General features: G+C 68.2%; 22 protein-coding genes. 12 read left to right on the forward strand and 10 right to left on the reverse strand.

Going from position 1 to position 16,958, the window contains the following annotated elements:
- Positions 1-74: 74 nt before the first annotated feature.
- Positions 75-1,406, reverse strand: a complete 1,332-nt coding sequence (locus HWV07_RS16300) for a metallophosphoesterase (protein WP_178335326.1) — start codon at positions 1,404-1,406, stop codon at positions 75-77.
- A 136-nt stretch (positions 1,407-1,542) separates the two neighbouring features.
- On the opposite strand from HWV07_RS16300, the gene HWV07_RS16305 reads away from it, so the two are divergent.
- Complete coding sequence (locus tag HWV07_RS16305) at positions 1,543-1,842, forward strand: GYD domain-containing protein (RefSeq protein WP_178335327.1); 300 nt, start codon at positions 1,543-1,545, stop codon at positions 1,840-1,842.
- 18 nt (positions 1,843-1,860) lie between these two features.
- On the opposite strand, the gene HWV07_RS16310 is transcribed toward HWV07_RS16305, so the two are convergent.
- Complete coding sequence (locus tag HWV07_RS16310) at positions 1,861-2,241, reverse strand: cupin domain-containing protein (protein ID WP_178335328.1); 381 nt, start codon at positions 2,239-2,241, stop codon at positions 1,861-1,863.
- A gap of 165 nt (positions 2,242-2,406) precedes the next feature.
- On the opposite strand from HWV07_RS16310, the gene HWV07_RS16315 reads away from it, so the two are divergent.
- Together HWV07_RS16315 and HWV07_RS16320 are read left to right on the forward strand one after the other, a co-directional pair.
- Positions 2,407-3,156, forward strand: a complete 750-nt coding sequence (locus tag HWV07_RS16315) for a ferritin-like domain-containing protein (protein ID WP_178335329.1) — start codon at positions 2,407-2,409, stop codon at positions 3,154-3,156.
- 123 nt (positions 3,157-3,279) lie between these two features.
- Positions 3,280-4,509: a site-2 protease family protein gene (locus tag HWV07_RS16320; protein WP_178335330.1), complete on the forward strand. Its 1,230-nt coding sequence runs from the start codon at positions 3,280-3,282 to the stop codon at positions 4,507-4,509.
- A 3-nt stretch (positions 4,510-4,512) separates the two neighbouring features.
- Here the strand turns inward: HWV07_RS16320 and HWV07_RS16325 are convergent, their stop codons facing one another.
- On the reverse strand, positions 4,513-5,226 hold the full coding sequence (locus HWV07_RS16325) for a competence/damage-inducible protein A (RefSeq protein WP_178335331.1): 714 nt from the start codon (positions 5,224-5,226) through the stop codon (positions 4,513-4,515).
- A 72-nt stretch (positions 5,227-5,298) separates the two neighbouring features.
- A complete protein-coding gene (locus HWV07_RS16330) occupies positions 5,299-5,910 on the reverse strand; it encodes an HNH endonuclease (RefSeq protein WP_246279788.1) in 612 nt (203 codons plus the stop codon).
- A 456-nt stretch (positions 5,911-6,366) separates the two neighbouring features.
- Here HWV07_RS16330 and HWV07_RS16335 point away from each other — a divergent pair, with 456 nt between their 5' ends.
- Entirely contained in the window at positions 6,367-6,822 is a 456-nt protein-coding gene (locus tag HWV07_RS16335) for a DUF5814 domain-containing protein (RefSeq protein ID WP_178335333.1), read from the forward strand.
- 33 nt (positions 6,823-6,855) lie between these two features.
- Here the strand turns inward: HWV07_RS16335 and HWV07_RS16340 are convergent, their stop codons facing one another.
- The gene (locus HWV07_RS16340; protein ID WP_178335334.1) at positions 6,856-7,281 is read right to left on the reverse strand and encodes a DUF8146 domain-containing protein; all 426 of its coding nucleotides are present in this window, start codon (positions 7,279-7,281) and stop codon (positions 6,856-6,858) included.
- Between the two features lie 168 nt (positions 7,282-7,449).
- Here HWV07_RS16340 and hisI point away from each other — a divergent pair, with 168 nt between their 5' ends.
- Complete coding sequence (gene hisI, locus HWV07_RS16345) at positions 7,450-7,815, forward strand: phosphoribosyl-AMP cyclohydrolase (RefSeq protein ID WP_178335335.1); 366 nt, start codon at positions 7,450-7,452, stop codon at positions 7,813-7,815.
- A complete protein-coding gene (locus HWV07_RS16350) occupies positions 7,799-8,929 on the forward strand; it encodes a DUF7118 family protein (protein WP_178335336.1) in 1,131 nt (376 codons plus the stop codon). Before hisI ends, HWV07_RS16350 begins: the two co-directional genes overlap by 17 nt.
- A gap of 94 nt (positions 8,930-9,023) precedes the next feature.
- On the opposite strand, the gene HWV07_RS16355 is transcribed toward HWV07_RS16350, so the two are convergent.
- The 4 genes from HWV07_RS16355 to HWV07_RS16365 form a co-directional block, all read right to left on the reverse strand.
- Positions 9,024-9,482, reverse strand: a complete 459-nt coding sequence (locus HWV07_RS16355) for a response regulator (RefSeq protein WP_178335337.1) — start codon at positions 9,480-9,482, stop codon at positions 9,024-9,026.
- 231 nt (positions 9,483-9,713) lie between these two features.
- The gene (locus HWV07_RS19980; RefSeq protein WP_281362309.1) at positions 9,714-9,842 is read right to left on the reverse strand and encodes a hypothetical protein; all 129 of its coding nucleotides are present in this window, start codon (positions 9,840-9,842) and stop codon (positions 9,714-9,716) included.
- A 122-nt stretch (positions 9,843-9,964) separates the two neighbouring features.
- Complete coding sequence (locus tag HWV07_RS16360) at positions 9,965-10,633, reverse strand: hypothetical protein (protein ID WP_178335338.1); 669 nt, start codon at positions 10,631-10,633, stop codon at positions 9,965-9,967.
- Positions 10,634-10,742: 109 nt separating this feature from the next.
- A complete protein-coding gene (locus HWV07_RS16365; RefSeq protein ID WP_178335339.1) occupies positions 10,743-12,278 on the reverse strand; it encodes a Cdc6/Cdc18 family protein in 1,536 nt (511 codons plus the stop codon).
- A 356-nt stretch (positions 12,279-12,634) separates the two neighbouring features.
- Here HWV07_RS16365 and HWV07_RS16370 point away from each other — a divergent pair, with 356 nt between their 5' ends.
- The 3 genes from HWV07_RS16370 to HWV07_RS16380 all read left to right on the forward strand — a co-directional run bounded on the left by HWV07_RS16370 (position 12,635) and on the right by HWV07_RS16380 (position 13,967).
- Positions 12,635-12,835: a hypothetical protein gene (locus HWV07_RS16370; RefSeq protein WP_178335340.1), complete on the forward strand. Its 201-nt coding sequence runs from the start codon at positions 12,635-12,637 to the stop codon at positions 12,833-12,835.
- A 579-nt stretch (positions 12,836-13,414) separates the two neighbouring features.
- Positions 13,415-13,753, forward strand: coding sequence for a hypothetical protein (locus HWV07_RS16375; RefSeq protein WP_178335341.1), 339 nt, complete (start codon positions 13,415-13,417; stop codon positions 13,751-13,753).
- 1 nt (position 13,754) lies between these two features.
- Positions 13,755-13,967 (forward strand): hypothetical protein, encoded by a 213-nt coding sequence (locus tag HWV07_RS16380; RefSeq protein WP_178335342.1) that lies wholly within the window; start codon positions 13,755-13,757, stop codon positions 13,965-13,967.
- A 3-nt stretch (positions 13,968-13,970) separates the two neighbouring features.
- On the opposite strand, the gene HWV07_RS16385 is transcribed toward HWV07_RS16380, so the two are convergent.
- Complete coding sequence (locus HWV07_RS16385) at positions 13,971-14,807, reverse strand: deoxyribonuclease IV (RefSeq protein ID WP_178335343.1); 837 nt, start codon at positions 14,805-14,807, stop codon at positions 13,971-13,973.
- A 136-nt stretch (positions 14,808-14,943) separates the two neighbouring features.
- On the opposite strand from HWV07_RS16385, the gene HWV07_RS16390 reads away from it, so the two are divergent.
- The 3 genes from HWV07_RS16390 (at position 14,944) to HWV07_RS16400 (ending at position 16,927) form a co-directional block, all read left to right on the forward strand.
- On the forward strand, positions 14,944-15,612 hold the full coding sequence (locus HWV07_RS16390; RefSeq protein ID WP_178335344.1) for a dienelactone hydrolase family protein: 669 nt from the start codon (positions 14,944-14,946) through the stop codon (positions 15,610-15,612).
- A gap of 58 nt (positions 15,613-15,670) precedes the next feature.
- Positions 15,671-16,648 (forward strand): MBL fold metallo-hydrolase, encoded by a 978-nt coding sequence (locus HWV07_RS16395; protein WP_178335345.1) that lies wholly within the window; start codon positions 15,671-15,673, stop codon positions 16,646-16,648.
- 105 nt (positions 16,649-16,753) lie between these two features.
- Entirely contained in the window at positions 16,754-16,927 is a 174-nt protein-coding gene (locus HWV07_RS16400) for an FmdB family zinc ribbon protein (protein WP_178335346.1), read from the forward strand.
- The last annotated feature ends 31 nt before the right edge of the window (positions 16,928-16,958 follow it).

The raw sequence follows: 16,958 nt of genomic DNA on the forward strand, positions 1-16,958 counted from the left end.
CTCGCGGCTAATCAGTCATCCGGGAGCCTCGTGGACGGATGACACGGTCGCGTCCGGGTGCTCGTTTCGGGGACTCAGTCGTCGTCGGTCGGCGCTGAACCAGCCGCCTCGTCGTCGACGACCGTCCGGTCCGGCAGTTCTGGGTCCGGCTTTCGTCCGAGGGTGAGAAGCCGCTCCGTGAGGGTGAGCTCCTCGGGGCTCGGGGACGGCTTCTCGATCTCCTCGTACTCGACGGCGACGCCGTCCTCCACGGGGGCGATGCGGATGGCGCAGAGCTGGTAGGAGGGGTAGAAAACCGGCGGCAGGACGCCGATGACGCCGTCGCGGCGGTGCAGCCGCTTCAGCCACGTCCCGCTGTTGGCGAGGACGCCGCCGTCGACCTCCCGGACCGTCGGGCGGTGGGTGTGGCCGTAACAGAAGATCGTCGTCGCCGGCTCCGCGGCGAACACCTCCCGGGCGGCGTCCTCGTACGGCGCCTCGGCGTCGACGGTCAGCGCCGTCTCGAAGAGGCCGAAGCGGTCGATCGTCTTCCGGATGTCCCGCTTCAGGAAGTACAGCGGGATCGAGACGAGCACGAGCAGCCCCGTCGCGGCGACGTTGACGACCAGCAGGAACCAGACGGCCGTCCCGACGGTGCCGAACTGCCCGAGGAACGTCACGGTCCGGCCGACCGGCAGCGAGACGACGCCAGCGAGGTGGAGCCCCGCAAGGATGGCCAGGACGGCGGTGACGTTGAACAGCAGCAGGAAGGGCACGAGCGCGTACCGCAGCAGCGGGTTCATCTCGAGGTAGAAGTACTTCGAGAGCAGCCACACCGGCATCCGCTCGGTCGGGGTGACCGCCTGGACGTCCTTCAGCCAGTTGTACCGCCCGCGCCCCGAGAGCTGGCCCGCCCGGCTGGTCACGTGCGTGTTGTAGTAGTAGCCCAGCGGGGTCGCGTGGGGGTTCCCCCAGTCCTCGATGCGGTTGTTCGGGTCCCGCTGGTGGCCGTGCTCGAAGTGGACGACCTGGTCGCCGACGGCCCGGTCGATCGACTCCGCCTGGACGAGGTCGACGTTGTACTCGGCGAGCCGCTCGACGTAGCCGTCGTAGGCCGCCAGTTCGTGGTCGTGGTTGCCGGGGAGCATCGTCACCTGGACGTTCTCGCCGGTCGCGCGGAGCTGCTCGAACAGCTCCGGGTAGGTCGTCTCCAGGTGGTCGAACTTCTCGAGGCCCTCGAGGCCGGTCAGCTCCCAGAGGCCGAAGGCGTCGCCGTTGATCACCAGTTCGGCGTCCTCGTCGGTCTCCTCGAGCCGCCGGAGGAAGCCCAGCAGCTCCTCGCGGAACTCGACGGCCTCGAGCTGCTCGTCGCCGCCGACGTGGAGGTCGCTGACGACGTAGTAGACCCGGTCGTCGGCGGCCGTCATGCCAGTGCCGTCTCCCCCTCGCCGGAAAGTCGTTGGGAACGCCGGGTCCGGAACCGCACCAATGTATTAGTGAGATCCCGCAAAACTTGCGAACGGCCCGACCGGCGCCCGGTCGAGGGCCGGCGGGCTGAGACCCATGGCCACGTACATCCACCTGATGGAGCTCGGACGGGAGAACCTCGAGACGATGGAGCACAGCCCGGACCGGCGGGCGGCGGCGCGGGAGCTGGTCGAGTCCTACGGCGGCGAGATCGTGAGCATCTACTACACGCTGGGTCGGTACGACGTCGTCAGCGTCGTCGAGTACCCGGACCAGGGCGCGGCCGCGCGAGCGGCGATCCGGTTCCGGGGCGCCGGCAACACGCGCGTCGAGACGCTCCCGGCGTTCACCGAGGGCGAGTGGGACGAGGCGGTCGTCGCGGAACTGGCGGAGTGAGCGCGGACGGGCCGGCGCTCACCCCTCGACCAGTTGGATGTCGTCGTCGCCGGTCGGCACCGCGCAGATGAACGCCCCCTGCTCGTCGCCCTCGTTGCGGTACCAGTGGACGGTCCCGGCGGGGATGAGCAGCGAGTCGCCCGCCACCACGGTGTACTCCTGCTCGTCGATGCCGACGACGTACTCGCCCTCGAGGACGTACTGCTCGTGTTCGATCTCGTTCGTGTGCTCCGGCACCTCGGCGCCGGGCTCCAGGACGAACCGGCGGATCGCGAGGTTCGGCGCGCCGTCGTCCTCGTCCACGAGGACGCCCTTCGACAGCCCCTCGGCGGCCGAGACGGACTCGTAGTCGACCTCCTCGGCGCGGCGGATCAGCGGACGCGGCTGCTGGTCGGTCATGCCGCCCCCTACGCGCGGGGGTGACTCGAATCCCCCGGTCGCCGACGCCGAGCGGAATCTGGAGGCAGCGGCCTCGAGCGGGAAGTCGTGACGAAATTGGGTGAGAGTTCGGCGAACGCCTTTCCGTCGTTTCGCCGACGTTGGAGTGTGGAGAGATCACCCACCATGACCGACCAAGACACACCCCAGACGAGAGGCCTCGACCGGCTCAAGCAGACCGTGGACGACCAGCTCACCTCGCGGCGACGGTTCATGGCCACGACCGCGGCCGTCGGCGGCGGCGGCCTCGCGACGGCATCCAGCGTCGGCGCCCAGAACCAGAACGCCAGCAACGAATCGAACGGCGGCGACCAGTCCGGCGGCGAGGGCGATTCGGCGGAGGACGGCCCCAGCGACGTCGACATCCTGAACTTCGCGCTGAAGCTCGAGTACCTCGAGGCGCGGTTCTACGAGGAGGGTCTCGACACCATCGGCGAGTGCGAACTGCGGAACTCGATGCACCTGGAGCAGGTCGGCGGCTCGCTGCAGGAGCGCGCCTACGACGACCTCCGGGTCATCCAGGAGCACGAGGAGACCCACGTCGACGTGCTCGCCGAGGTCGTCGAGGACCTCGGCGGCGACCCCATCGAGGAACCCGAGTTCGACTTCGGGTCCACCACCGAGAACACCGACGAGTTCCTCGCCACCGCCGCGACCCTCGAGACTACCGGCGTCGGCGCCTACGCGGGCGCCGCGCCCATGATCGACAACGCGGACCTCATCCCGCCGGCGCTGAGCATCCACAGCGTCGAGGCGCGACACAGCTCGTTCCTCAACTCGCTGAACGGCGAGGTCGGGTTCCCGAACGCGTTCGACGAGGCGCTGACCATCGAGGAGGTCAACGAGCGGGCCGGCCCGTTCATCGTCGAGGAGTAGTCTACCTCGCCGGTATCCCTTTCCGCGGCCGCTCTTTCTCCGACCGCGACGAGCGGAACCGATACGCCACGGTTCGCGCACCGCCGACCGGGGCTTAAGAGCCTCCCGCCTGTAGCGTCGACCATGCAGAGCTTCCGGGTCGGGAGCGCGTTCGGCATCCCCATCAAGCTGGACCTGACGTTCCTGCTCGTCCTGCCGGTGTTCGCCTACGTCATCGGCCTCCAGCTCGGCGACCTCGTGGAGCTGTTCGACGGGACGCTGGGAGTGACCTTCGACGTCGCGGTCCTGACCGCCACGGAGACCGCGCGCTACGGCATCGGGACCGCGGCCGCACTCGGGCTGTTCGCCTGCGTTGTCGCCCACGAGTTCGGCCACTCGCTGGTGGCGCGGCGCTACGACGTGCCCATCGAGTCCATCACGCTGTGGCTGCTCGGCGGCGTCGCCCAGATGACGGAGATCCCGGAGGACTGGCGCAAGGAGTTCAACATCGCCATCGCCGGTCCCATCGTCTCGGCCACCCTCGGCGCGCTCGCCTACCTCGCCCTCCTGGTGGTCCCGAGCGGCGGCTTCACCCTCGAGGTCGTCCGGTTCGTCCTCGCGTACCTCGCGGTGATGAACGTCGTCCTGGCGGGGTTCAACCTCCTGCCGGGCTTCCCGATGGACGGCGGGCGCATCCTGCGTGCGCTGCTCGCCCGGTCCCGCCCCCACGCGCAGGCGACCCAGCAGGCTGCCCGCGTCGGCCAGCTGTTCGCCATCGTCCTCGGCATCGTCGGCGTGCTCGCCGGCTTCCGGATCCTCCTCATCCTCCTCGCGTTCTTCATCTACATCGCCGCCGCCTCCGAGGCGTCCCGGACCGTCATGAAGGCGGCCCTGGAGGGCGTCGCGGTCGGCGACGTGATGACGCCCAGCGAGCGGCTGGACACCGTCACGCCGGAGACGAGCGTCGCCGACCTCGTCGACCGGATGTTCCGCGAGCGCCACACCGGCTACCCGGTCGTTCAGGGCGGCCGGATCGCTGGCGTCGTCACGCTGTCGGACGCCCGCGAGGTCGACGCCGTCGAGCGCGACGCCTACCGCGTCGAGGACGTGATGACGCGGGACGTCGTCACCGTCACGACCGACACGCCGGTCATGGACGCCTTCGAGCGGATGCAGAAACACGACATCGGACGGCTGCTGGTCGTCGACGAGGGGGCCGGGGGCGACGACGGGGACGGCGCCCTGGTCGGACTTCTCTCCCGGACGGACGTGATGACCGCCCTCGAGATCGCCAAGACCGGCGGCGCCCCCGGCGAGCGGACGCTCACCCGCGACGCGACCACTGCCGGGACGCTCGGCGAGGACCGGATCTGACCCTCACTCGGCGTGCGAGACGTGCTCGGAGAGCCACGCCTCGGCGTCCGCCAGCGCCGCCGCGTCCGATGCCGTGAGCTTCAGGCGGTTGTGGCCCGCCTCGCTGTCGGGGTAACACCCCACCTTCACGTCGAAGCGCTCGCGGACCTCGTCGAGGCGGTCGATGAGGTTCGCCTCGGGCTCGTCGGTGTAGACGAACCGCGAGTCGGCCTCGCCGGCGAACTCCTCGGCGACGTCCTCGAACATCCGCTTCATCTCCGAGGGGATGCCGGGCAGCACGTAGACGTCCTCGAGGACGCAGCCCGGCGACAGCCCCGCGCGGTTCAAGAGTGGGCGGGCGCCCTCGGGCAGCAGCGACTCCTCGGCGGCGTCGACGTCGAGGTCCGGGTAGTCGCCGGCGATCTCCTCCAGGGTCCGCTCGATGTCGGCCCGCGCGAGGTCGTTCTCGACGAGGTCGCGGTCGAAGGCCGCCGCGACGCCCTCCATCGTCAGGTCGTCCGGCGTCCGGCCGAGCCCGCCGGTGACGACGACGGCGTCGAAGGCGTCGCTGTACTCGCGGACGGCGTCGGCGATGACGTCCTCGCTGTCCGGGACGGTCAGCACCCGCGTGACGGTCACCCCCCGGTCGGTGAGCTGTCTGGAGAGCCACGTCGCGTTCGTGTTCTCGGTGTCGCCGTCCAGCAACTCGTCGCCGACGGTGACCAGAGCGACCTGCATGGTGGGAGCGACGGCGCGGTGGCTCAATAGCCCTTCGGCGGAGCGGGCATTCGAACCGGGAGCCACCCGACGCTATACCGCGTCTTCCAGGCGCTCTCGAGAGACGTAGCCGAACTCCGCCTTCCGGTGACAGTCGATGCACAGCGAGACGAGGTTCTCGAGGTAGTGTGCGTCGCGCTCGGTCGTCACCGGGTGTTCGACGAAGGCCCGGACCGGGACGATGTGGTGGACGTCAGGGTTCCGGCCGAGTTCCTCCCTAGACGAGCCACAGATGGCACACTGGTAATCGTCCCGTTCGAGCGCTCGCTCGCGGACGCGGCGCCACCCCCGACCGTAGTTGGCGTCCGTGCCCCCGTCCCAGTTCGGGTGCCCGTCGCCGGTGAAGGCCTCGGAGAGCCACTCGTACTGGCAGGTATCGCTACAGAAGACGCGTTCGCCCTCGACGCGGTACCGACTGAACGACGCTCCGCACCAGTCGCATTCGAGTTCCGCCGGACCGCCGGACCACCGAGGATTCTTCGACCCGTCGATGTCCCGGACGTGTCGCCACTGTTCGGACTCGACGCAGGAACTGCAGTAACGACCCGGTTTAGCAGACGGGTAGTACTCGAACCCGGAGCCGCAGATCTCGCAGGTGGTGGAGTGCTTCCCGCCGCGGTAGTTCGGGTTGTCCGCTCCGGTCAACGAAACCGCAGACTCTCGACACTCATCCGAACAGTACTTCTTCTCGTGTTCGCAATGGAACGACTCGCCGCAGTGAGCGCACTCGCGGTTGGGAAGGCGTTCCCCGTGAGCAGCACTGTGGTGGACGCCGAGCCCTCTGCGTGTATCGAACCTCGCGCCGCAGGTCGGACACTCCGGCATGGAACCCGTTCCATCGGCTTCGTACAAGAATCCTGGCTGGCCGACCAAAGTCGGGGACTGCTGGACAGTGGTAGAAATCGAGGAGGTCCGGGTGCGGAAATCGAATCCGCCTCACAGCCACCACAAGGCTGTAGGATGCCACTACCCCAACCCGGACACGCACTTGGTGGTAGCCCAGTCAGATTCAAATACGTTTCGGCTTTCCCGGTCGTGTGCAAGCCCGCCGCACGGCGGTCAGCAGCCTTTTGAGCGCCGACCGCCTACCGACTGCCAACAGTGGCGATCACGGACAAGATCTACGTCAAGAACCACCGCCAGCTGGCCTCGCAGCTGGAGACGTCGTTCCCGAAGAGCGCCTTCTCGGGGGCGACGCTGGACATCCTCTTCACCGGCGACGGCCTCGCGAAGCTCGACGACGCCTCCCGCGACCGCGCCCTGGAGTTCGCCGAGGACTTCCTGGACTGCGACTGCCAGTCGAACCCCCACTGCGGCTGCGCCGAGCGGAAGTTCGTCGCCTACCTGCTGGACCTGCGGGCCCAGGGGCTGGGCCCCGACGCCATCGTCGACGTGATGGGCGACGACTACATGCTGTACGCCTACCCGGGCGACGTCCTGTCGTTCCTCGACAGCGGCGTCCGGACGCTGGAGGCGGCCGAGCGGCTGGCCGACGTCGACGGGCGCGACGAGATGGAGAAGGAGATCAGTAGGAAGCGACGGGAGCTGTCGGGATAACGACGAGAGCGGTGAGAACGACAGAACGGGCCTTCAGCCCAGGCGGAACGGCTCCTCTTCGGACTCCTCGCCGTCGAGGTCCTCGAGCTGGATGACGTCCTCGTCGTCCTGCTCCTCGACCTTCTGGCTGAGCTTCGTGACGTACTGCTTGTACTCGTCGAGCTGCTCGCGGAGGTGCTCGGCCTCGAGTTCGAGTCGCTCGTGTTCGCGGACGAAGCTCTTGGGCACCTCGACCTTCGGCGGGAAGCTCTCCGTCGGCGAGGAGGCCTCCGTGGCGCTGCCCCCCTTCAGCTCGTGTTCGGGGACGACCCGGACCTGGCCGTCGTGGGCGACGAGGGTGTCCACGTAGTCGCGGAACACCGCCGACAGCGAGATGTCGCGCTCCTCGGCGATCTCCCGCAGGGTCTCGAAGGCGTCCTCGTTGACCCGGAAGGAGATGGTCTTGTTCTTGTTGCCCATATCGGTCCTAGGTGCCACGTCCAGTCACATAAGGGTTTGTCAGACGTCCGCAGCCGAAGGTTCCGCGGCGCTGCCGGCCGTCCCGCCGACCGCTCCGCCGGCCGCGAGGCGACCCCTTCGACGGGCTAACGAAAAGGCCTATCCCCGCGAGACGCCCAGTTCACGGCGATGACCGTCGACCTCGCCTTCGACGAGCAGGAGTTGCTCCCCGCGGTCGCCCAGGACGCCGACTCCGGCGACGTGCTGATGCTGGCGTACGTGAACCGCGAGGCCCTCGAGGCGACGCGGGAGACCGGCTACGCCCACTACTACTCCCGGAGCCGCGAGGAGCTCTGGAAGAAGGGCGCATCCAGCGGCCACCTCCAGGAAGTCGAGGAGGTCCGCGTCGACTGCGACGGCGACGCGCTGCTGTACGTCGTCGACCAGGCGGGGGGCGCCTGCCACACCGGTTACGACACCTGCTTCCACCGGACCATCGACGGCGAGGTGGTCGGCGACCAGGTCTTCGACCCCGACGATGTCTACGACGACTGACCAGGACGCGGCGGACCGGCTGGCGGCGGCCCACGACCGGCTGGAGCGGCTGGAGTCGGACCTGGAGCTCGACCGCGAGCAGCTGGACGCCGTCGTCGACGCCTGCCGCTCCGTCGAGCGGGTGCTGGACCGATGGGAGGAGCGGGCGACCGACTGGGACGACTTCCAGGGGTACGTCGAGTTCCGCAACGACCTCTCGGAGACGCTGGCGGCCGTCCCGGAGGACGTCCCCGAGAGCGAGGCGTTCGTCGAGGCCGACGCCCACGTCAAGACCGGCAGCGCCACGCAGGCGCTGAAACAGCGGGACTTCGACGCCGCCCGGGAGGCGCTGGCGCCCGCCCGAGACCACGTCGAGCGCCGCGAGGAGCTGGAGGATGCCAGGCGGGAGTACCGGGAGGCCCGCCGGGCGGCGAAGCGCCGGGACGACGAGCTGGCCGAGCGCATCGATGACCTCGAGCGGCTCGTCGAGTTGAGCGAGGCGGACCTCGAGGCGCCGGTCGAGGAACTCCGGGAGCCGATCGAGACCTACGACGACAGGGTCCGTGCGGCCTTCGCGACGCTCCGCAGCGAGGAGCCGGCCCGCGAGCTGCTGGCGTTCGCCGAGACCGCCAGCGGCTACCCGCTCGTCGAGTTCGAGGCGCCACCCGAAGGGCTGCTGACCTACGTCCGCGACCACCCCGCGGGACGGCACTCGGTCGACGAACTGCTGGAGTACGCCGGCTACTCGGCCTCGAAGCTCGACCACTACGTCGAGGATGCCGACCTGCTCAAGCGCCGCGTCGCGACGAACCGGACGTACCTGGAGGGGCTGTCGGCCGACCCGCTCACGGTCGGGTGGCCGCCGGAAGAACGCGCGACGCTGCTGTTCCGGACGCGGGAGCTGGTCTCGCTGGTGAACCGCTTCGCCGACGAAGAGACCGTCGCCGCCCTCCGGTCGGTCCGCGACCTCGCACGCCGCGACGACTACGACCGGCTCCGGACGGCCGCCGTTGCCCGCGCGGACCTCACCGAGGCGGAGCGGCGGCGCGTCGAGAGCGGCGCGGTCGAGGAGGACCTGGCCGCCGCACGCGAGGAACGAGAGCGACTCCGTGCGGCCCTGGAGAAGTACGGCTGAAACGGTTGGCAGAAGCCGGTTCCTTCGGTCGTTTCGCCGACCGTACCCGGCCGGTAGTCGGACGCATCCGCGACGGTGCCGGCGCCCCGCCGCCCTACTGCGCCGGGGGCAGCTGGACGCGCTTGAACCAGAAGTCCTCGAGGGACTCGACCAGCGAGACGAACTCGTCGTGGCCGGTCGGCTTCGTGAGGTACGCGTTGGCGTTGTTCTGATAGCAGTTCACGACGTCGTCGCGGTCCGACGAGCTGGTCAGGATGACGACGGGGAGGTGCTGGAGCTTCGAGTCCGACCGGATCTCCTCGAGGAGTTCCGTCCCGTGGGTCCGGGGGAGGTTCAGATCGAGGAGGACGAGGTCGGGGAACGGGGCGGACGCGTAGTCGCCCTGCTGGTGGAGGAACTCGAGCATCTCGTCCCCGTCGGGGACGGTGTGGAGGGTGGCGTCGATGGGCGCGTCTGCGAACGCCTCCTCGATGAGCCGGGTGTCGCCGGGGTTGTCCTCGACGAGGAGGACGTCCCCCGGCTCCGATCGGCGCGTTCTGTCTGAGTAGGTCATTTGGTGGGAGATCGCTGGACGGGCGGCCCGTGGACCCCGGGTCCGGAGTCCGTGCTTCCGTATCGGTGCTTGGACGCGGAGTCTCATAAACACCGGGAACGGTTCAGTTGTCTGAGGTGTCCCTACCCGTCTGCGGGGGGTAGTAGCCGGACCCTTTCCCGTCGTCTTTAAAAGCGAACGTGTCGGGGGACGGCGTGGTACGCGGTCGCCGACCCCCGGCCGTCGGGGCCCTCACCACCGGTTCATGACCAGTTCGAGCGCCCGGCGATACTCCCCGTCGTCGTAGAGGTCGACGATCTCCTCTCGTACTTCCTCGGGGACCTGGTCGTGGACGAGGTAGTACTCGAGGGAGTCCTTCATCTCGCTGCCTCCCTGAGTGTGAGTCTCTGACATTCCCCTGTCCCGGGTGACGGCTGGCGGAGCACCCAATTAGGGATATCCCCGGACATTATCGGGGGTATAAGCGCCCGGCCTCGCGTCGGTCAGGACGTGTGCGGCAGCACGTTGTCGGCGACGAACTCGGCGAAGCCGGCCGCCGCCATCTCGCGGGGCTGGTACAGCTCCAGGTAGCCGGACTCCGTGATCAGGAACTTGTACTCCCGGTCGCGGATATCGACCCGGAGGCCGAGCTGGTTCTTCCGGAGGTCGGCTATGGCCCGACCGAACACGCCGTCGTCCAGGACGCCCTCGCCGTGGACGACCCCGTTCTCGACGGGGCCGTCGTGGCCGTAGAAGCCGACCTTCCAGGGCGTCGGGTCCTCGAGGTCGAGCCAGAAGGAGTCGAGGTCGACCGCCGCCCGGGAGACGTCCGCGCCGAAGCGGTCGCCGAGGAGGTCGAAGGCGAACGTCCCGTCACTGCTGCCGACGGCGGCGAACTCGTCGCCGACGGTGAGGAACTCCGTGTGAGCCGTCTCGACGGCCGCGTCCCGAGAGACCGTGATGCCGCCGGTCGAGAGCGACACCGACTCCGTCTCGGCCACGTCCTCCCTGGCGGCCCGTCCCATCGTGATGTCGAGGCCGTTCGGCGTGCGCTTCACCCGCTGGACGTCCACCATCGCATCCAGTTCGACCCCCTCCTCCTCGCGCGTCAGCGAGAACGAGTCGATGCGTCCCAGCCCACCGTCGATCCGCCCGATCACACCACGCTTCATGCCGCCGGCTACCGCAACCCACCAAATAAACGTCTCGGAACCCGCCGACCGTGGTCGAATCCGGTGGGTGAACTACCCGTCGGCGACCGACTCGACCGAGGGCTCGGGGTCAGGAGTCCTCGTACTCGGCGAGCCGCGAGTCGGAGGTGAGCACCGCCTTCGTCTCGTCCATCGGCACCGAGAGGCTGATCTCCTTGGTGCGGCCGTAGCGGCCCTTCGAGACGACGACGGCGTTGACGATGCCGAGCATGTCGAGTTCGCTGATGAGGTCGGTTACCCGCCGCTGGGTGAGCACGTCGGCGTCGACCTCCTCGCAGATGCGCTTGTAGACGTTGAAGACCTCGCCGGTGTTGATGTTCTCCTCGCCCTCCTCCTCGAGGGTGATGATCGACAGCAGGATGAGCTTCGACTGCTGGGGGAGCGTCCGGACGGCCTCGACGATGCGGTTCAGTTCGATCTTCTCCTGGGCCTCCCGGACGTGGTGTTCGTAGACCAGTTCGTCCTGGGAGCGCTCGGCGAGTTCGCCGGCGGTCCGGAGCAGGTCGAGGGCGCGGCGGGCGTCGCCGTGCTCCTGGGCGGCGAACGCCGAGCACAGCGGGATGACCTCCTCGGAGAGCACCTCGTCCTTGAAGGCGATGTCGGCGCGCTGCCGCAGGATGTCGGTGAGCTGCTCGGCGTCGTACGGCGGGAAGACGATCTCCTCCTCGCCGAGGCTCGACTTGACCCGGGGGTCGAGGAACTCGGTGAACTTCAGGTCGTTCGAGATGCCGATGATCGAGACCCGGGAGTTCTCCAGGTCGGAGTTCATCCGCGAGAGGTTGTAGAGGGTGTCGTCGCCGGACTTCTCGACGAGCTTGTCGATCTCGTCGAGCATGATGACCACGACGCGCTGGTAGAAGTCGACGGCCTCGAAGAACTCGCTGTAGACGCGGTCGGTCGGCCACCCCGTCATCGGGACGGTCTCCTGGGACTCCCGATAGGACTCCAGTTCCCGAATCCGCTCTCTCGCTGCCTGCGGCGACTCGTAGCCGCGCTCCGAGAGTTCCTCGCTGGCTTCCGATTCGAGGAGTTCTTCGAGCGTCTCGATCTCCGACTCGAGCCGCTGGAGGTTGTCCTCGATGAACTGGTTGGCCAGCTGGGCGAGCACCCGGTACTGCGTGTCGGTGACCTCGCAGTTGATGTACTCGACCTCGCAGGGGACCGGGTAGTCCTTCGAGGTCTGCTTGAGCTCCTGGCTGACGAACCGGGCGCTGGCGGTCTTGCCGGTCCCCGTCTTCCCGTAGACGAGGATGTTCGAGGGCGTGTCGCCGCGGAGGGCGGAGACGAGGATGGTCGCGATGTCGTTGATCTGGTCGTTCCGGTGGGGGAGCTGATTGGGCGTGTAGGAGGGCCGCAGGACCTCCTTCTGGTCGAAGATGGGCTCGCCGCTCAGCAACTCGTCGAAGAGGCCGGAGTCGTCGGTCCCCTCGAGGTCGACCTCGTCCGGGTCGCCACCGGCGTCGAGGTCCTCGAAGAGCCCCCGGTCGAGGTCGGCGTCGACGTCCGCCGACGCACTCGTCTCCTCGGCGCCGGCGGCCCGGTCCTGGGACTCGCCGTCGCCGTCGACGGAGTCGATGTTGGGTCGCGGTTCCTGGTTGTCGTCCATGTATCACCTTCGCCTGCGGGAGGTCGTTCGTCCAGCGCGGCCCCTCGTCGCACCTGTACCGCCCCATCAGCGGTATTCTACGTAGTCACGACGCATGCAATGGAGTGTGATAAAGCCTTCCGTAGATTATCTGAGAAAAGACCCGCCTACCCCGTCCTGGCCTCCAGCGGCCGGAATCTGCGGTCGACCGTCGAGTCACCGCAGGTGAGTCCGGCGGTACGTTTATCTTGCCTACCCGGACTGTTTCACGACGTGTCGGGACCACAGCGACGGGGGATCGAATCGGCGGACTCGCCGGACGGCAGTCGGTCGATCCAGCCGGCAGAACGCGTCACGACGGACAGGACTCACACCCGATGACCGACGGACCGACGACCGCGGACAACGGGGTGTCATCCGTGGCAGAATCCGAGGACCCACTCGACCTCTACGGCCACCGCATCGTCCCCGACGCCAAGCGGGCGGGCTCGGTGCGCCGGTGGCGGTGTCTCGACTGCGAGGCGGCCGCCGCCGACGCCGAGGCGTACCTCGAGGTCGACTGCGAGGCCGACCGGTGACCGACTCCGGTGCCGCCGCTGGGGACGATCGTTCGAAGGGGAAGGAGCGGCTGGTTCGCGTATAGCGCGACGTCGCTCGGTGGAGCGTCCACCCAGTCACCCAGCCGGCTCTTCCGTCGACTCCCGGGACGCTGATAAAGTCGCGGCAACCGGAGTGAAAGTGTCTCCGCTCTCGAACCGCGCCACACAGTTGCAGCGCGACTTCCTCACTGCCAGTCGAGATTAGCTGCGCGATACGGAGGTCGGTTTCGCGACTATTGGCCGAGCATCGGAACCTATTCACCAAATATATTATATTATCGGGATTGTAGATAGTTACCAACTGGTTCCCCACATCCGAGACACAACCATCCGGTAATTTGGTGCTACCTCAGAAAAGCGATCTGACATAGATGCCAATATATAATATTCATTATCTATTTTCCCAGTGCTGTGACACGCCGTAAAACCACTTCAACAGGCCTCTCACCACTGGTAAGGTTTCTGGTGGTAACGGAACGGTAACTCCGGAGATAGAATTATATCCCCCCACTCGCAATACTGGAGTCCCACGAGACGGACGCCGACGGGGGAGGACCTATGGAATGTATCAGCTGCGGTAGCTCGGACGTGCTGAACCGGGTCGTCGTGAACCAGCTCACGCGGCACGAACACGGACTGTTCTGTACCGACTGCGAACGCTCGCAGTTCGGAGAGCTGCTCTCGAATTCGGCCTGGCACCAGGAGCACGGCTGTGCGTTCTGCGACCGGGACGGCCGGTTCGCCCTCCCCGAACTTGACTGCCTCATCGAGCGCGACGACGGGTCGGCGCGGCTCGTCGAGCACGGGCGACTCGAAGAGGCCGTCCGGCTCTGCGAACGGCACGTCGAGGAGCTCCTCCCGCCCGAGACGTCCATCACGCGCACCATCGAGGCGTGACATGTTCGAGGGGCTGGACGGCGAGCGAGCGTCGAGCTTCGTCGTCCTGCTCGTCGCGGTCGTCCTCGTCGCCGGGCTCCTCCTCGAGTACGCGCGGATCGCCCCGAACGCCGCCCGCATCGGCGCGAGCGTCGCCGGGTCGATCTTCGTCGGCTACGCCGTCTGCGCGACCGTCTACCTCCTGTTCAGGACCGACGCCGGAACTCCGGAGTAGTCCTCACTCGGCGAGCGACCGGACCTTCTCGACGTTCCAGGCGTAGCCATTCTCGTCCGCCGGCGTCTCGACCACCATCGGGCGGTCCGCGAACGCCTCGTGGGTCACGAAGTGATCGAAGCCGCCCTCGCCGATCTCGCCTTCGCCGACGTGCTCGTGTTCGTCCTTCTCCGAGCCGAGCGGGTGCTTCGAGTCGTTGAGGTGGAGGTACTCGACGTGCTCGAGGCCGATCGCCTCGTCGACCGCGGCGACGAGCTCGTCCATCCCTTCGGCCGTCCGGAAGTCGTAGCCCGCCGCGTGGAGGTGGCAGGTGTCCAGACAGACGCCGATATCGTCGTAGGTCTGGGTGGACTGGGCGACCATATCGTCGAGTTGCTCGAAGGTCTTCCCGACGGTCGTGCCCTTGCCCGCGGTGTTCTCCAGCAGGAGCGTCACGTCGTCCGGGACGTCGAGTTCGGAGAGCCGGTCGGCGACGTTCGCCACGCCCGTCTCCTCGCCGGCGCCGGTGTGGGCGCCCGGGTGGAAGACGTAGTAGGGGATACCCAGCGTCGAGCAGGCGTCCAGTTCGCCCTGGACGCACCGGACCGACTTCTCGGCGAGGTCCTCCTTCGGCGTCGCGAAGTTGATCAGGTAGGTCCCGTGGACGATCCAGGGTCCCATGTCGTGCTCCGCGGCGGCCTCCCTGAACGCCGCCCCGTCGCTCTCGTCGACGTCCTTCACCGCCCACCCGCGCGGGGAGCCGACGAACACCTGGCCGACCGTGCCGCCGAGGTCCCGCTGTCTTGCCACCGCTTCGTCGAAACCGCCACTGATCGAGACGTGTGCACCGACGGTAACCATGCGGCAGCCACTACGCAACAATCCGAAATAAGGACTCGGCTTCGCGCGACCGGGCCCGATCGCTGAGTCCGGCGGTGGACATATACCAGTTAGTTCCGTATCCCGCCCATCCACCGGCAGCGGGGCCGGACCATCCATGACGACCGACGACGCCACGAGATCGCGGGATTACCTCGCCACGCCGGAGCTCGGGCGAGGCCCGGCCGTGCTCGTCTTCCACTCCGGGCGAGGACTCACCCAGTTCGTCCGGCAGCTCTGTCACCGGCTGGCCCGGGAGGGGTTCGTCGCGCTCGCGCCGGACGTCTTCGACGGCGAGACGCCGACGACCGTCGACGCGGCCGAGGCCGCCAAGGAGGAACTCGACGCGCGCCAGGTGACGCGCCGGCTCGAGGACGCCGCGGAGTTCCTCCGCCAGCACGAGGCTGTGAGCCGCCGGGCGGTCGGCGTCGTCGGGCTCGGCTACGGCGCCGAGTGGGCCTGTCGGATCGCCAGCAGCCTGGAGTCCGACTGCGGCGCCCTCGTCGTCTTCTACGGGATGGGCGACCCGGACTGGGCCAGCGTCTCGGCGCCGGTCCTCGGTCACTTCGCACAGCTTGACCACGAGTTCCCGCAGTCCCGCGTGAACGAACTCCGCGAGACGTTCCGAGACCACGGCGTCGACCACGACCTGTTCGTCTACCAGAACACCGAGCCGTCGTTCTTCGAGACCGACGAGACCGCGAGGTACGACGACGAGGCGGCGGCGCTGGCCTGGGAGCGGACCCTCCACTTCCTCCGGGCGGCGCTCCAGGACGGCGGGCCCTGACGGTCGCCGGCCAGCCGACGACGGGCACTTGGGTCTCGACGGACTACGGGTCGGTACTGTGGACGTCCGGCTGCGCGACGGCGTCGACATCGACCTGGCGACCGGCGAGCGGTTCGTCGCCGACGCGTCGACGCCCGACGGCGACGTCAACTTCCTGAGCCACGCCCACGGCGACCACCTCTACGACTCGCCGCCCGGCGACGTCGTCTGTTCGGCGCTGACCGCGCGGCTCGCGGCGCTACGGCGCGACGGCCCCCTGGACTTCCGGACCGAGCACCCGGGAATCGAACTCCTCCCGTCGGGGCACGTCCCCGGCTCCCGTGCCGCGCTGATCGACGACGGCGAACGTCGGGTCCTCTACACCGGCGACGTCTCCACCCGCGACCGGTTCTTCCTCCAGGGATTCGAACCAGTCGACGCCGACGTGCTGGTCGTCGAGTCGACCTACGGGACACCGGCCTACGAGTTCCCCGGACAGGACGTCCTCGAGGACCGCATCGTCTCGTGGTTCGAGGAGATGCGGGGGACGCCGCTGCTCTGTTTCGGCTACACGCTGGGGCGGGCCCAGGAGGTCCAGCTGCTCGCGAACCGGGCCGACCGCAGGCGGCTGTTCGTCACGCCGGCCGTCCGGGACGTCAACGAGATCGTCGAGGACGCCTGCGACGTCTCCTTCGACGCGACGCTGTACGGGCGCGACCACGAACTCGGCGACGACGACGTCCTCGTATTGCCCAGCCAGACCAGCCGCCTCGGGTTCGCCTCGGACCTCGCCGACGAGACGGGCGCCGTCACGGCCGGGTTCTCCGGGTGGGCGATCGACGACAGCTACCGGTTCCGCGCGGACGTCGACGCCGCGTTCGCCCTCTCGGACCACTGCGACTACCCGGAGCTGCTGGCCCTCGTCGATGCCGTCGACCCGGAGGTCGTCTACACCCAGCACGGGTTCGCCGACGAGCTGGCGACGCGTGTCCGGTCGGAGCTGGGAATCCGCGCGCAGGCGCTGAAGCGGAACCAGTCGACGCTCGGCGACTTCTGACGGGCGGGCTGGGGTACGACGGCCCGTCCGTCCGGCGAGGATTGCCCATCGGAATTCCGGAAACAGCACGCCAGCGGTTATTCGCTCTCTGGCCCGAAACTCGGTATGCAATCCACCCCGCACTATCGATACGAGTGCAGTAGCTGTGGCGTCGGGCTGACCGAGGAACTGGTCCGCCGCGAGCGGGACGAACCCCTCTGTCCGCACTGTCACGCCGCGCGGACGGGTGGGCCGGTGACGGCCGAGCGGTGGCTGGACGTCGGGCTCCCGGCCCCGTAGTCCGCCGAGAAGAGCGCGACCAGCGTTCCGT

This window comes from Natronomonas salina, assembly GCF_013391105.1.
GTDB lineage: Archaea > Halobacteriota > Halobacteria > Halobacteriales > Haloarculaceae > Natronomonas > Natronomonas salina.